The sequence below is a fragment of the Algoriphagus sp. A40 genome, from assembly GCF_002002735.1.
GTDB lineage: Bacteria > Bacteroidota > Bacteroidia > Cytophagales > Cyclobacteriaceae > Algoriphagus.
This window is the reverse complement of sequence record NZ_MUNY01000087.1, coordinates 1-14,588: the sequence shown is the minus strand read 5'-3', so window position 1 is coordinate 14,588 and position 14,588 is coordinate 1. Positions and strand designations below refer to the sequence as shown.

Annotated in this window: 15 protein-coding genes; all 15 read right to left on the bottom strand. The window is 39.3% G+C overall.

Annotated elements, in window-relative coordinates:
• Positions 1-586: 586 nt before the first annotated feature.
• From B0E43_RS22525 to B0E43_RS22455, 15 genes are read right to left on the bottom strand one after another with little or no spacing between them, the layout of a single operon-like run.
• The gene (locus B0E43_RS22525; RefSeq protein ID WP_077353673.1) at positions 587-1,747 is read right to left on the bottom strand and encodes a glycosyltransferase family 4 protein; all 1,161 of its coding nucleotides are present in this window, start codon (positions 1,745-1,747) and stop codon (positions 587-589) included.
• Positions 1,719-2,822 carry a glycosyltransferase family 4 protein gene (locus tag B0E43_RS22520; protein ID WP_077353672.1) on the bottom strand — a complete coding sequence of 368 codons (1,104 nt, stop codon included), beginning with the start codon at positions 2,820-2,822 and terminating at the stop codon, positions 1,719-1,721. Before B0E43_RS22520 ends, B0E43_RS22525 begins: the two co-directional genes overlap by 29 nt.
• The gene (locus tag B0E43_RS22515; RefSeq protein ID WP_077353671.1) at positions 2,819-3,967 is read right to left on the bottom strand and encodes a glycosyltransferase; all 1,149 of its coding nucleotides are present in this window, start codon (positions 3,965-3,967) and stop codon (positions 2,819-2,821) included. The genes B0E43_RS22520 and B0E43_RS22515 overlap by 4 nt, the downstream gene beginning before the upstream one ends.
• Positions 3,960-4,847 carry a glycosyltransferase gene (locus tag B0E43_RS22510; protein WP_077353670.1) on the bottom strand — a complete coding sequence of 296 codons (888 nt, stop codon included), beginning with the start codon at positions 4,845-4,847 and terminating at the stop codon, positions 3,960-3,962. The genes B0E43_RS22515 and B0E43_RS22510 overlap by 8 nt, the downstream gene beginning before the upstream one ends.
• Positions 4,840-5,703, bottom strand: a complete 864-nt coding sequence (locus B0E43_RS22505) for a glycosyltransferase family 2 protein (protein ID WP_077353669.1) — start codon at positions 5,701-5,703, stop codon at positions 4,840-4,842. Before B0E43_RS22505 ends, B0E43_RS22510 begins: the two co-directional genes overlap by 8 nt.
• Positions 5,700-6,386, bottom strand: a complete 687-nt coding sequence (locus tag B0E43_RS22500) for a sugar phosphate nucleotidyltransferase (protein WP_077353668.1) — start codon at positions 6,384-6,386, stop codon at positions 5,700-5,702. The genes B0E43_RS22505 and B0E43_RS22500 overlap by 4 nt, the downstream gene beginning before the upstream one ends.
• On the bottom strand, positions 6,379-7,326 hold the full coding sequence (locus tag B0E43_RS22495; RefSeq protein ID WP_077353667.1) for a polysaccharide biosynthesis protein: 948 nt from the start codon (positions 7,324-7,326) through the stop codon (positions 6,379-6,381). The genes B0E43_RS22500 and B0E43_RS22495 overlap by 8 nt, the downstream gene beginning before the upstream one ends.
• Before the next feature lies 1 nt (position 7,327).
• Complete coding sequence (locus B0E43_RS22490) at positions 7,328-8,419, bottom strand: glycoside hydrolase family 99-like domain-containing protein (RefSeq protein ID WP_077353666.1); 1,092 nt, start codon at positions 8,417-8,419, stop codon at positions 7,328-7,330.
• Between the two features lie 6 nt (positions 8,420-8,425).
• Positions 8,426-9,238 (bottom strand): glycosyltransferase, encoded by an 813-nt coding sequence (locus B0E43_RS22485; protein ID WP_077353665.1) that lies wholly within the window; start codon positions 9,236-9,238, stop codon positions 8,426-8,428.
• The gene (locus B0E43_RS22480) at positions 9,238-10,197 is read right to left on the bottom strand and encodes a glycosyltransferase family 2 protein (protein WP_077353664.1); all 960 of its coding nucleotides are present in this window, start codon (positions 10,195-10,197) and stop codon (positions 9,238-9,240) included. The genes B0E43_RS22485 and B0E43_RS22480 overlap by 1 nt, the downstream gene beginning before the upstream one ends.
• A gap of 3 nt (positions 10,198-10,200) precedes the next feature.
• A complete protein-coding gene (locus B0E43_RS22475) occupies positions 10,201-10,914 on the bottom strand; it encodes a methyltransferase domain-containing protein (RefSeq protein ID WP_077353663.1) in 714 nt (237 codons plus the stop codon).
• Complete coding sequence (locus tag B0E43_RS22470; protein WP_077353662.1) at positions 10,915-11,589, bottom strand: TylF/MycF/NovP-related O-methyltransferase; 675 nt, start codon at positions 11,587-11,589, stop codon at positions 10,915-10,917. It lies immediately after the preceding gene.
• The gene (locus B0E43_RS22465) at positions 11,589-12,845 is read right to left on the bottom strand and encodes a polysaccharide ABC transporter ATP-binding protein (RefSeq protein WP_077353661.1); all 1,257 of its coding nucleotides are present in this window, start codon (positions 12,843-12,845) and stop codon (positions 11,589-11,591) included. Before B0E43_RS22465 ends, B0E43_RS22470 begins: the two co-directional genes overlap by 1 nt.
• Positions 12,846-13,634: a glycosyltransferase gene (locus B0E43_RS22460; RefSeq protein WP_077353660.1), complete on the bottom strand. Its 789-nt coding sequence runs from the start codon at positions 13,632-13,634 to the stop codon at positions 12,846-12,848.
• On the bottom strand, positions 13,618-14,517 hold the full coding sequence (locus B0E43_RS22455; RefSeq protein ID WP_077353659.1) for a glycosyltransferase family 2 protein: 900 nt from the start codon (positions 14,515-14,517) through the stop codon (positions 13,618-13,620). The genes B0E43_RS22460 and B0E43_RS22455 overlap by 17 nt, the downstream gene beginning before the upstream one ends.
• Positions 14,518-14,588: the final 71 nt, after the last annotated feature.

Below are 14,588 nucleotides of genomic sequence, written 5' to 3'. Positions count from 1 at the left end.
GTTGGAAGTTGGAGGGTGGAAGTTGGAGGTTGGAGGTCGGAGGTTGGAGGTTGGAGGTGGGAGGTTGGAGGTGTTATCTGGTATTGAAGCTGGAAAACGGGAAGAAGGCTGAAGGCCTGGTATTATAATAGCCATGGGTGGAGCGCTAGCGGAACCCATGGTAAAAAAAGAATTAAGGCCATTGACCTCGGCGCAGGATCATCGTTTGGAAAAAAGCAGTTGATGCCGAGGAACGGAGCCGGCAGTTTGTTGGAACAGCATAATCAGGTCATGATTTTATTGGATTGAAAAGTTGGATTGAAAATCCAATATTAGGACTTCGAGATTACAAATCTCGAAGAGCAGAGATTAGAATTGAAATGGGAAATAGCGATGGCGCTGGAAGTTCATTTGAAAAAAGGGGTCAATCGCCAGCGCAATGGAAAAGGAATGTGCATTGGGAATCAAAAGAAGATTCGTTAGAAAATGGAATTGCAAATTCCATAAATAATGGGTTGGGATTGTAAATCCTGAGCAGCGGAAACAACCGAGGAAAGCCGTTAGTGGCGACACTAACGGCGGCAGAGCGGGGAATTTGGTAATGCTTTTATTTGGAGGGGCTGATGGACTGGAAAAAATCCAAGTATTGGTCAACAACTTGGTCCATCCTGAAGTGCTGGGAGGTATAGGATTTGGCCCTCTCTCCCATGGCTTTCCGATCCTTAGGGTGATCGAGTAAAAAACTGATTTTTTCGCAAAATTGGAAAACCGTCCGATCGGGAACCAACATTCCAGTCTCTCCGTCAATCAAGCATTCCCTGATTCCCCCTACCTCCGAGGCAATCGTAGGCACACCAAAATGGGCTGCTTCCAATACTACGCCTGGCAGCCCTTCGGTATCGGAAGGGAGAACCAGAATATCCGCGGCTGCAAGGAAGGGGGAGACGTCTTGTTGGTAACCGAAAAAAAGGATCTGAGATACTTCGACACCGCTCAGCACGGGTTTGAGATTTGAGATTTGAGATTTGACAGAGGCACCTAATTCTCCGTCACCAACTAATAAAGCTTTGAGATTGGGTCGGGTTTCAATCAGTTGTTTCACGATTTCAAGAAATCGGTCGGGTCGTTTTTGTGCGGTGAGATTCCCCAGGAAAAGTAACACTTCGTCGTTTTCCCCTATTCCCAACTGCGTTCTGGCGTCATTTCGCTTTGGGGCGTTTTCAAACTTCCCGGGGTCGAAAACCCGATGGATGACCCTGGAAGGTTTTTGAAACTTGTAATGGCGTATCATGGAATCCAATGAGGATTGGCTGACCGCGACCATTCCATCCAAACGATTGATCCAATTGGAATAAGCCCATTTTTTGATCCCTCCATTATTCCAAAATACTGCATCGTCAATAAATCTACCGGTCACTTTTCCTTTGCCGTTGAATCCAAAAAACCTGATCCAAGCCCCATATTTTAGGGTTTTGGAACCATTGCAAAGGATAATTTGCGGTTCAAAATCCTTGATTTCATTCTTTAGCCTTAAAAGTAAGCCTGGTTGGAAAGAAGGGAACTTTTCCAGGTGACTATTTTCAAAAAACGGAAGTATTGAATTCTCCGCACCCATTGAAACAATCTGGCTTTCAGTGGGCCGGAATAAATAGATTCTCTTGACCCTGTATCTTTTTGAATTCAGATATGCCGCTAACTCTTCTCCAAATACTTGGGCCCCTCTCCTTATAGGAGAAGTATCAAGAATCAGAATTCGTGTCAGATCCATTGAGTAGGTTAAGATAGAACTTTTCGAATTGGTCTGAAACAGATTCAATTGAATAGCGATCTACGACCAAATTGAAAGCATTTTCTGTTAATGAAAAAAGATCCGCTCGTTGAGCCAATACCTTTTCAGCCAAAGTCTCTGCAAACTGACTTTCATCCCCAATGGGAATCAGAAATCCGGTTTGTCCATGGATTACCACTTCGGAAACCCCTCCTGTATCATAGGCTATCACTGGCACTTTGGAGGCCATAGCTTCCAGAATCACACCGGGAAGACCTTCGATAAGACTCGGTAAAAGAAGTGCTTTGGCATGTGGAAGAATAGTATTAATATCTTGTCGGGATCCGAGTATTATGATTTCAGGAGAAATTTGATCCTCAATTTTAGTTCTGAGCGGTCCATCTCCACACAACACCAATCTTAGGGAAGGAAACAGCTTATTCAATCGCCTGAATATTCTCAGCAAACCGGCATGGTTCTTTTCCGGGACAAAACTTCCTATGTGTATTAAGAAGGGATTTGCTCCCAATTGGTTTTCTAAATCTACCGGCAGCCCTAATTTGTGAGAAGAGAATTTAGTCCCTATCGGTAAATGAAAGATAGGCTTCTTCCAACCGAATACCCCTTGAAAATCTTGCTTACACAGCTCAGAAACTGAGGCAACCGAGTGAACCTGTGAAAGAAGCAACCTGTAGAAAATTCGCTTTGGTTGTGAGTCCATAAATCCTGAGATCAGGTTGGCATTGCGAAAAACCAGGGGAGTCTTCCATCTAAAAAAAAAGCGGGAAAGTCCCGCGTATTTTAAAGTATCTCCCGCATTAGCCTGGACAATATCGGGTTTGAAATCCCTGACCAGCCGGGCAATTTTCCACCAGGTGTACATATCCCAAAACCTGTTGCTTTTGGAGGCATAAAGATGGATTCTTTGGCCTTTGAAAGGCAGTGTATCAGCACCCGGAAAAAGATAAACCAGTTTGATTTTATGTCCCTGTTCAGTCAGGTTTTGGGCAAGTTGAGCAGCAAAGATTTCGGCACCTCTTCGCTGGGGTCTTTGGAGGATTTGAAGGATTCTCATTGTTTTGGCCGGTTTTCTAGCAGATCCTGATAAACTTCCTCATACTGCCTAGCGATCTTACCGATTTCGAAGTGGGTAGCTGCATAGTCAAATGCCCTTTGGGTCCGGTCTGCCCAATCGCTTAGTGTGAGTGCTTTTTCCATCTGGGCCAATAAATCAGCCTGATTCCCTACCCGATGATACAGACACATGCTTTCGTCGATACATTCCTTATTCTCCGGGATATCTGAGCAAACGATCGGTACTCCCGCCATCATGGCCTCGATCAATGATCCCGGAAGCCCTTCAAAATAGGAAGGGAAAACAAAAAAGTCGGCTTGGCTGAGCAATTGGGATACATGGCTGACAGTACCTAGGAGGTCCACGGCATGAGCTATTTCCAGCTTTTGGATTTGCAATTCCACAGCATGTCTATATTCCCCATCTCCTGCCAGAACTAAACGGTCTTTGGGACGAGTTTTCAACAGTTCCGCAAAAGCGGGAAGCAGGTCCTTATGTCCTTTCCGCTCAATAAGACGGCCAACGCATAACCAGTGGGCAGTGGGCAGTAGGCAGTGGTCAGTTGTTTGGGTCCTGCCTACTGAATACTGATCACTGATTACTGGCACAGGCCTGCCTCTGTGAATTACAACTGTTTTCTTAGGATCGAGTCCGATGGTTTTCCGGTGGGAATCGACCAAAACCTGGGAATTGGCAATCATCAGATCCACTTTGCCCAAGGTCAACCGGTCGAGCAGATGCACTCCCATGAGCGCAATTTTTCCTTTCAGGTTTAGTCCATCGTAGCGTCGCTTCCGGTAGCTGTTGTTGACCAGACTGTTGACTATTTTGACATTTGATTTTAATCGCCGGGACACCATATCAGAGCGAAAAATGCTGGAATGCACAATAACAGCACCATGTTGTTGCACTACTTGGTCTACCTTTTTGGCGATCTCTGCAAATCGGTTGGAGACATTCAATCCCAATCGAATGACTTTAATACCAGCTGCTTCGTATTCATCCAGCAGATCATGCTTTCCATTAAAAAGGGTCGCAAATACCGGTCGAAATTCTTGAAACCTCGAGGTGATTTCTAGCAGGCTTTTTTCTGCGCCACCTGTTTGGAGAGTATCGAGTAGGTAAAGGATTGTAGGTTTATTCAAGCTCGATAGTTTTTCCTTTAACTCCACGGAAATAATGGGAAAATGCCAGAAAAATCATATGCATATTTATCCAGCCATAGCCTAATCCATAGCGATAGCCGTATAAAGCCTTTGCAAGCCACTTCCCTATCAATCTCCTTCGCATGGATTTTAATGTCAAAGAATCGGAGATAAAGAGGAGATTTCTTAGACTATAGTATTCTCGAGCTAGATTTTTCTTCTGCTGATACGCAGGGCGCTCAAAGTCCAATCGCCCCGTTACTTTTCTGGATTCTAAAAACAGTTTGCAATCCACGACCAAGGAATAGCCTTTTCGAGAAACTTTTAAGCAGAAGTCTAATTCCTCAAAACCAAAGAATAAATCTTTATCAGGTAAAATACCATCTTTAACTACTTGGGAGGATACCAGCATACACATTCCTCCAGCAATGGAGTCCACTTTTACCCAATCTTTCCTTTCCAACAGACGGGTTTGAATCCTCTTGATCACTCCTTTCTTTCGGTCAAAAAAATGGCCTACAGCACCTAAGACCCCACAAAAGGGATTGACGTCCCTGATGTCCAGCAGCCTTTCAAAGCAATCATGCCGAAAAGGAGGATCGTTATCATCCCCCCAATAGATCCAATCTACTCCCTCTTTAGTGCAGAGCTCCAAACCCTTGGCGGCACCTCCAGCTGGACCAGCATTTGCACCCATTCGATAGTATCGAATCCGAGAGTCCAAAATCGTAGCTATTGCGTGATCGGTTTCCAAGTTTTCGGAATTATCGATCACCCACATAAAATCAGGGGGATAAGTCTGGGAGAAAATAGCCTGGATGGTGGCTAAAAGGATCTTAGGTCGGTTGTAGGTAATGACAAAGCCACCAAGCTTAACCATGATTCACGGTTTCCGAATAAAAACGCTTCGCAATAAAAGGTAAACTGGCCAATCCCAGACGACCCCAAGTAGCAATCTTGGATGGCTTATACTTTATTGCTTGAAAAAGGTGATGTCTTGCATCAGAAAAATTCCGAAAACGCATCCAATTCACACCAATAATCTGATGGTATAAATGCTTGACATGAGGAGTAAGCGTTTTGCTATGCTTATCCAAAATTAGGGTCAAGGAATTGATCATATTTTGGAGATTTTTGGAACCTCCTGTTGGGCAAGGATGATATATAAAATTGAATTCATCTATGTAAGAAACAACAAGCCTTTCCTCAAATACTCGCAAAAACAACTCGGTATTTTCTGCAAATAGAATACGTTCATCGAACCCTCCTATTTTTTCGAAAAGGGATTTTTTGATCATCCAAGCCCCAGGAATTACTATTCGATTCCCCATTGCACCGTTTCTGCTATCTGAAATTTTTACCTCATGTTTATCACCATTGGGTTCAACTCGAATCATATTGCAAAAAACCAAATCCGGTTTTTTTTTAATGAATTTTCTAAAATCAGATATCCACCTTTCAGTAAATTCATCATCATCATCTAAAAAAATCAAAAAAGGATTCTTTGAAATCAAAGCGCCTACATTTCTAGCAGAACTTACTCCTAACTTTGCGCCTCTATTTAAGTAGACTATTTGGTTTGGAAATAGTTCTTTTATTTGTTTCTCTTGACTTTCTAGACTATCGTCAACTATAATTATTTCCTCTTCTTCTGTTATTTGAGTAAGCTTTTCAAGTAAATCTAAAACCTGATTTGGCCTATTTAATGTCGGAATTATAATTGAGATAGACATCATTCCTTCAACTTGTCAGCATCACTTAGGCTTTGTATAGTATCTACAGTAAACCATTTATCCGGGAAAATACTGGAAGAAAAGAGTTTTTCTCGTAGAATCAATTCCAACCAGACTTCGGAAAAGTCTTCCTTTTTTTGCATTAGCTGATTAATTGATTTGGGATTCAATATTTGAATTCCAGAACAATAAGAGGGCGCTGAGTCATTTCTATCCAGTTTAAAAACTAAATTATCAATCTGGTGAATGAAATCACCTTCCAAGCCTTTGACGGGCAAAACAGGAACCACCATACAAGGCGGAGCCCCTAATCGGTTATATTCCTCAAAAAGCAATTCGATTTTAAAATCTGTCACATTATCCGCTGTCATTACCAGAACCGGTTCATCAAGGGTTCTCAATAATGAATTAAAAATCCACCAAGCATTCCCTTTTCCTTCTGTATTGATCACAGTTGATACTCCCAATTCAATGACATGCTTGGCAAGATCAGCACCTTTGTATCCGACAGTTATATGGAGATTCTCCAAGTGTGGTTTAATCTTGCTTATTCCATTGGCAATTAATGTTGAACCCCATAAAGGAGCCATAGGCTTCGGAATCAAGTCTGTCAGGGGCGCCATTCTCGTTCCCCGGCCAGCGGCCATTATCAACCCGTGACTAATTTTCGCAACTTTATCACTCATTCGGCGAATTTAATATTAACTCTACAATCTCTTCTCTAGTTAGTTTTTCAGTATTCGCTGAGGACAACCCGAAACTTACCGGTTGCTTCACCTTCTTATTAAATGAAATTAGATAGTGTTTAATTCCACCGATTTCTAATTCGGTGGTATAGTCCAATTCGAGATCACCAATTAAAAATTCATCATTGCGCTCCCCTGGTCTTCCAGCTATTTTTTCCCATTTGCCTCCCTTTTCTTCAATCCAAACTTTCAAAATATCCTCGATCTGCGCTGCTTTCATAAAGCGGGATAGAACTTTTCCTTGGACTAATTCAATATGTTTTATAGCGTTAATCACCAATTCCACGGCATCATTAACTGAGAAAAAAAATCTTCTCATTTCTGGACCAGTGGTACCAATTATCCCATTTCTCTGATGCATTTCTGCCCAAATTGGTAAAACGGAACCTGTTGACCAAGCGACATTTCCATATCTTACCGCACAGAACTTAGTCTTTGAGTTGTCATTCATAGCACAGAAAACCCTCTCCATAATACTCTTAGTCATGCCATAGAGGTTTCGAATGGGGGGCGCGGCCTTGTCAGTAGAGATACCCACTACCATTTCGACTTCTCTTTCAGAAGCAACCCTTGCCACATTTTGAGAACCCAGGACATTCACATCGGTACATTCCATCGGAAATTTTTCAGCCAAGTCAACAAACTTTGTAGCTGCTGCGTGAATTACGATATTTGGCCGATACTGCGAGAAGGTATCGCGAATAGACTCAATGTTTACAATATCCATAGGAGCAACCTCACAGCCGGTAACAGACTTTGCATACAAATTTTGTTTGTTATTTCTTCCCGTTAAAATTATCCTATAATTGTCCTTCAAGGCTAAAGCCAAATTCCTTCCAAGGAATCCTGTCCCTCCGGTAATAAGTATTGTCTCTTTCATATCAGTTTTTGTTAATCCTAGACTCCAAGATTGACTTAATCACTTCCAGTTTCCCTCTTCGAAACCGATCATCCGGTTCTAGATAATTCCCCTCTGCCCATTCATTCCAACTTTTTATAAAGAAAATCGGCTCTTGGTCTTCATTGATACAGCTAATCATTTTTTCCAGATGGATCTTAAAGAGATCAAGGCTAAAATCATAATGAACTACCCCTCTTTTCCCTGACCGGGGAGTATTATCCCATCCCGCATGGAGTGTAGGAAAATTACCAAGTTCCATTTTTTCATTATGTGTTCGTTCTACCATTTCTTGATAAGAAGTGACGATACAACCCTTGCTCCACTGGCTTAGGATTTCATTGGGATATTTCTTTGTTAGCTTTTTTATAACTTTCTCAAAAAAATTGAATTTCCCTTTTTTTAGAAACTGATCATGAAAAGCAAGACCATTTAAATTTTTGAATGGGTTCTCCTTTTGATAGGAAATTCCCACAAAATAAATTCCGATCAATCCTGCCTTTTTTGCCAAAAAATTCCATTGTCTAATGAAATCATCCAAATAGGGGTGATCAAAGGGGCGATATACTAGAAAAAGTGGTTTCCCTTCGACTTGGATATATCTTGAGTCTTTAAAATAAGGTAAGAGTTCCCGAAAGTGGGCCTCGTCATCCTCTTTACCTAGATATTTTTGACTGATAAGGACGCGATCCGGCGCACCATGCCAAACGCCAGACCAGGTTTGGTTCGCCCAAGCAAAACAAATGGGGAAATCCGGCTTTCCTGATTCTAAAAAATCCCGGGCTGGCTGTTCTAATAAGCGTTTACCTGCTCCAAACCAATAATGCCAATAGCAGAAACCATAAATCCCATGCTCCTGGGCCAGTTCAGCCTGTTCGATCCGAACTTCGTCATCCCTTAAATCGTAATAGCCTAATTCTGTTGGAATATGAGGTTGATAATGATTTTTAAAACGCGGTTTTGCTTTTTTAACGTTAGTCCACTCTGTGAATCCCTTTTCCCACCAAGCATCATTTTCAGGAATTGCGTGAAACTGCGGAAGATAAAATGCAATGGGTTTTAGTGCCTCTTTCAAAATGAACTACCTTATAAATCTCAGAAAAATAGGGGGAATAAATTGCTTAAGAATTCTCTTGGACCCGCTCTTCTTTTGGTTTGGAAATAGATCTGGATATTTTTTCAACAACTTAGCTTTTGCCTCTTGGACAGCCTTTCGATTTTTAGAAATATTCCTGTCATGAAGGCGAATGAGTGTACTTTGATCAAGCTTATATCCCAAGTAGTGAAAAACCTTGCCAGCTCTAGCGCATCTGATTTGGAAATCCCAATCCTCAATGTATTGAAGGGATTCATCATAAGTTCCAATATCTTCAAAAACTGAAGATCGATACAACGGTGCAGAAGTAACAAATGGGTTCCTTTTTAGTACTGCATCTAAAACCAATTTATCTGAACGGTCGATTTCAATCGTTCCAGTCCAACCCGTTTCGCTGTAAATATGAAGGTCTCTCTTTGGATCTCCTGAATAAAAATACCTTACTCCTGAATATACAATGTCTACTTCTGGGTGCATTGAAAGGAACTCTAATTCATTCTGCAACTTATTAGGTGTAATCAAGTCATCGGAATCCAAAAGCTGAATATAATCCCCTTTTGCTGATAATATTCCCAGATTCCTTCCACTAGAGATCCCTCCGTGCTCCTTTGAAAGTACCCGATAACGTTGATCTTTTTTTGAATAAGTATCCGCTATTTGGAGGGTCCTATCTGTAGATCCATTATTTACCATTACACATTCCCAATCTTGAAAATTTTGCTCGAGTAGGCAGTCCAATGTCTCTTCCAAATATATTTCTGAATTGTAACAAGGAATAACGATTGATATTTTTGGCATCAGCTAACTCCAGAAAATCTGGATTTTTTTAGGAGATTCAACTTTTCTTTTATAGAAAGAAAATCATTTTTGAGTATCTGGAATTTACTTCTTAATTTCTTGGGAGATCTATAAAAATTTCTAAAAAAAAGCTTCTTTACTACCTCTAGTGTAGCAGCTTTATCAGACCATGCGGCGCTATTTAATAACTCTTTGCAGAATATTCCCACCTGATTTAAATCGGGTTGAATTGCCTCCGGCATTCCCGAGCTAACGATACTTCTTTCAATGGGATTAAGCGATCGTTTAAGCCAATATTCTGCAAAGTTTATCCGAAGTTTATTTGCTTCATTTGCTCGTTTCTCAAAATTCTGTGCGGTAAATTGATTTTCACTTCTCCTATATTTTAGCAATACCTCCGGGAGAAGGGCGAAATCTGTCAAGGCGCTCAGCTTGATCCAAAGCTCATAGTCTTCCAGATATCCAGAAAATCGCAGTCTGCTTTTGTCTAGAATTTCCTTTCGAATAATAACAGTAGGATGTGCAAAAGGGCAATCCAAAAGCAAAGACGGTCTAAGACATTCATTCTTGACGATTTTATTAAAGGGGGTTCCATCAAAGTACTCTGCCAAAGTCCCGCTAATCCCGATTTGAGGGTATCTTTCCATGAACTCCACCTGACGGGCAATTCGATTAGGGTAGGCAATGTCGTCTGCATCCATTCGAAGAACATATTTGCCTTTAGCCAATGCCAAACCAGAATTGAGGGCTTCTCCTATTCCCTTATTTTCGGTATGCTGAATAAACCGGATTCTAGAGTCAAAAATAGATTTAAGGACAGATGAAGAATTATCAGTTGAGGCATCATCAACAAGAATTAGCTCAAAATCATCAAAGGTTTGCTTTAAAATACTCTGAAGAGAGTCTAAGAGGTAACTTTCAGCATTAAAAACTGGAACTAAAACTGAAACTAACGACATCACTTAATGAATTAAACTTCTGAAAAAACGCTTTAAATAAAAGCCAGAACTCGCTTTTCCAGATTTTATCAGTTCCAACTCTTTTTCATATTGAATTTTCTTCATCAACTGTGCCTTGTAAAGTCCGGGATGAACCAAATAGGTAAAGGTAGGTTTTGGAAGGTCCAAAGGCAACTTAGAAAACAAGAAAATATTTTGCCTATACCATATATCTACCGCCTCATTATTCCATACAAGAGGTCTAATCGGATCATAAACACTATATCCCCTCACGATGAATTTATCAATCCAATATTGTGGTTCTTGTTCATTTAGATGATTTTGACCACCTTGGCCAGGTATCGCCGCAGAAAAAAGGATCAATTCAGAGTGGGTAACAAGTGTATTTATTAAAATATCTGAAGAATCTTCTGATAAATGTTCCGCTACTTCAAGGCAAAGACAAAAGTCAAATTTTCTATCTAATTCCAATGGAACAGTAAGATCATGCGAGACAAATTCTTCTACCGATATGTACTTCGTTAAAAGATTGAGATCCACATAATTTCCATCAACTCCTTTCACATCTTTAATTCCTAGTTCCTTTGCCACTGAAAGCCAAGTACCGATTCCGCAACCAAAGTCAATTACCGAATGTAGATGAAATTTTTCCATCATCACAGGAAGTATTTGATAAGCCGCTTTTTTATTATGAACAAGCTCTTCGTGCGAATACATTTAATCCAATTTCTTAATAAAAGCCACTCCTCCTTCACAACTAATTCTTGAAATTGAGTTGATGCTGGATAGATAACTATGAACTGCCCGGCTACATCCATCCCAAGTATAGTAATCATCAATAATTATCACTCCTCCCTTGGAAACTTTTGGATATAGCGCACTAAAGCAAATAAGTGTTGAGTCATACCAGTCTGCGTCCAATCGTAAAATGCTAATTTTTTCTATATGTGATGTTTGAGCTAATGTCGAATCAAACCAACCTTTAATCGACTCAAATTGACAACCTGTCTGGCTCATTGCATCTAAAGCATACCTTTCATCCGCTGTGCAATTATCAAAATAATATGGACCTTCAGTATTTTCCTGCCACTTTAACGCCCCCATACCATCAATCTCTTGCGCTACTGGCAATCCTTCATAGCTATCAAACAAATAAGCTTTTTTACTGCCAATCAATTCAGAAATACCTGCGATCATCCCGCCTTTCCAAACTCCACACTCGACAATATCTCCCTGAACAAATTGATAGCTATAAGCAATCTTCAAATTTGCAAAATAAAGATCTCGAGGGATCATCGTAAATTTTGAGTACTTGTCAAAAAGAAAATTGCACCTTTTTCCCAAGGATACTGACTGATACTTTTTAAACAATCTCAGTTTAATTGATTTCATCAAGAAATTTTCAATAAAGTTGAAGGTGGACAAAAATAGCCGTTGTTAATTGGCGAATGCGGGGTCGACCTAAATTTTATAGGTGAGCTAACAATTTCAAATGAAATAATATCTTTTTGCCAATCTAAAGTTTTTGAGTAATCTGTTCCTGCCCAGATAGAGACTTTATAAATTCCCGGGATTAAAGCGGGTAAGTCCAACTGGACTTGCAAAACACTTGCTTTAGGGGAAAATTTCAACAAGGGTTTTGGTTCTGGAATAGATTGAAAAATCTTTGTTCCATCCCAGGATGAAACATCAATAGCTAAAAAGGCATCTTCGTGATGAGAATTTGAAAGGCAGCGAATTTCAAATATAATATTATAATTAGGCTGTTTTCCTTCCAAAGAATAGGATACTCGTAAAAATTCAAATTTCTTATCAACAGAAGAATTATTTAATTCCCAAAAATTCTTGAGATAAGAATTAGAAACTCTGTTCAAATAACTGTCCACAATTTCACCAGTTTCCCCGCTCGCAATTAATTGGCCTTGATCAAGAAATATTGCTCTTGAACACAAATTTTGAACAGCAGACATATTGTGACTCACAAAGAGGACCGTCCTTCCCTGATTCTTACTCACATCTTCCATTTTACCCAAGCATTTCTTTTGAAACTCATAATCCCCAACGGCCAAAACCTCATCGATGATTAAGATTTCTGGATCTAAATGAGCTGCAACGGAAAAGCCTAATCGAACTTTCATTCCTGAAGAGTAAAACTTCACCGGCGTATCTATAAACTTTTCAACACCCGAAAAATCGATTATCTCGTCAAGCTTGGAATCAATTTCACGCCTAGTCATACCTAAAATCGTACCATTCATATAGATGTTATCCCGCCCACTAAGTTCAGGATGAAAACCAGTCCCCACTTCCAAAAGCGACGCAACACGCCCTTTGATTTCAATTTTCCCGGAAGTAGGTTCAGTGATTTGAGAAAGGATTTTTAGGAGCGTAGATTTTCCTGCACCATTTCTTCCGATAATACCCAATACTTCTCCCTCTTTTACTTCAAAAGAAATTTCCTTTAAAGCCCAGAAAACAGAATCATCCTCTAATCCAAAACGGCTTAGTTCCCGAAGTCGTTTGAAATTAACCCAAGGCGATTTCAAAACATTTCCAATTTGTTCGAAAAGAGTATTGGATTGATTCTCTTTCAAACCTAAACGATAGCGCTTGGATAAATTTTCTACTCTAATAACTGTGCTCAAAATTTATGTAATTAAAATAGACTTCATTTTTGAACCTATCTTTCGCATGACACTGGCATAGTAAATTGGCTGTACATAAAACAAAATCATGAAATAGGTTATCAGTCCATTCCAATGTTTTTGCCTTCCGGATAAGCTTGACCAAAGCGATTCTTTGTGAATTCGATAATGTAATGGCTTACAGTTTACATATCCAGCTACACCCCAATTGGACAGATAAGCAATAAAGAACGTATCATGATTTTTCGCCAGGAAAAACCCCTTAGGAAATGTCCTAATCACATTTCTAAACATCATGGTATTCTGATGGATTAAACAACCAGTCACCATTTCTCGCTTCGATCTGTTTCTTTGCAGTGACTTCTCATATAGGTTTATATCTGAAATAATCTTGTCATCTTTATCTATAGTAACATAGTCATGGAAAGCCAATACAAATGATGGATTACTATTTAAAAATTCAAATTGCCTTTGCAATTTAAAGTCGTCAGTCCAATAATCGTCTCCTTCAATATAAGCGATATATTTTTCCTTAGTTTGCAGAATTGCCTTTTCAAAGTTTCTAGCTAATCCTAAATTTCTTTCATTTCGAATCGATACTACTTTTTCTGGAAATTTCTCTTCGAATTTCAATGCAATTGTAAATGAATTATCAGATGAATAATCGTCAAAAATGTAAAGTTTAAAACTATGTTCAAATTTTTGGTTTAAAACGCTTTCAACAGATGCTTCAAGAAACTTCTCTTGGTTATAAGTCAACAAGATAATTGCAACCTCAGCTTTTACCTCCATTGGAAAAATATTTCTTTTTTTTCATTCCAAAAACCTGACTAATAAAGGTTTTTTTTGCCCAGTAAATCTCTTTGATCAAAACTTTTTTTGAATCCTTAAAAGGCATTTTCCAAATGTATTTGGATAGAATTAAAGACATTATGATTAGGTAATCATGGATCGAATTTCTTTTATTCTTGTTAGTGGATTGATTTGGATGCAATCTGAAGCTAGCTAATGTCTTTGAAGTAATTAGTATTGTATATTTATCCATCAATCTCCACCAATACTCGAAATCCAAATCTTGCTTAAGATCGGTTCGAAACTCTCCAACGGAATTCAGGTACTCTTTATTCAACAAAACTGTGCTCGGCTCACCAATCTTATTCCTTGTACCAATGTAAAAAAATGCATAATTAAAATCTTTTTTTGTGAGTTTATATTCACCTACGATGTTTCTTTCGAGCGAACCTTGAAGGTCAGCATATTTTGATACCCAAGATTCATTTTCTAAGTTGATTTTATCGAAGAGGATTTTTCTTTTACATGCAGCTAATGCTACATTTGGTTGGGACTCAATTAAACTAACTAACTCTGAAACACAAGTAGGTTCCAATAAATCATCTTGAAATAAAAATTTAATGTATTTTCCGCTTGAATGTTTGACACAATTATTCCAGTTAGCACCAATTCCAGCAGGTTGATGATGAACTAGCTTTACTGGAAAGTGGAAATCGACCGTAAGTTCATTAATTATTGGAATTGTAAAATCATTAGATGCATCATCACTAATAACCAATTCTAAATTGAGATAATCCTGATTTCTACATGAAGTAAGAGCTTCAGAAAGAAATTCAGCGCCATTATGGGTTGGAATACAGATGCTTACAAGCGGAAAATTCAATGTAACATCAGAATAACTTCTTAAAACTCAATTTTCCTTCAATAGTCAAAGAAAAGAAACCAAATTAAACT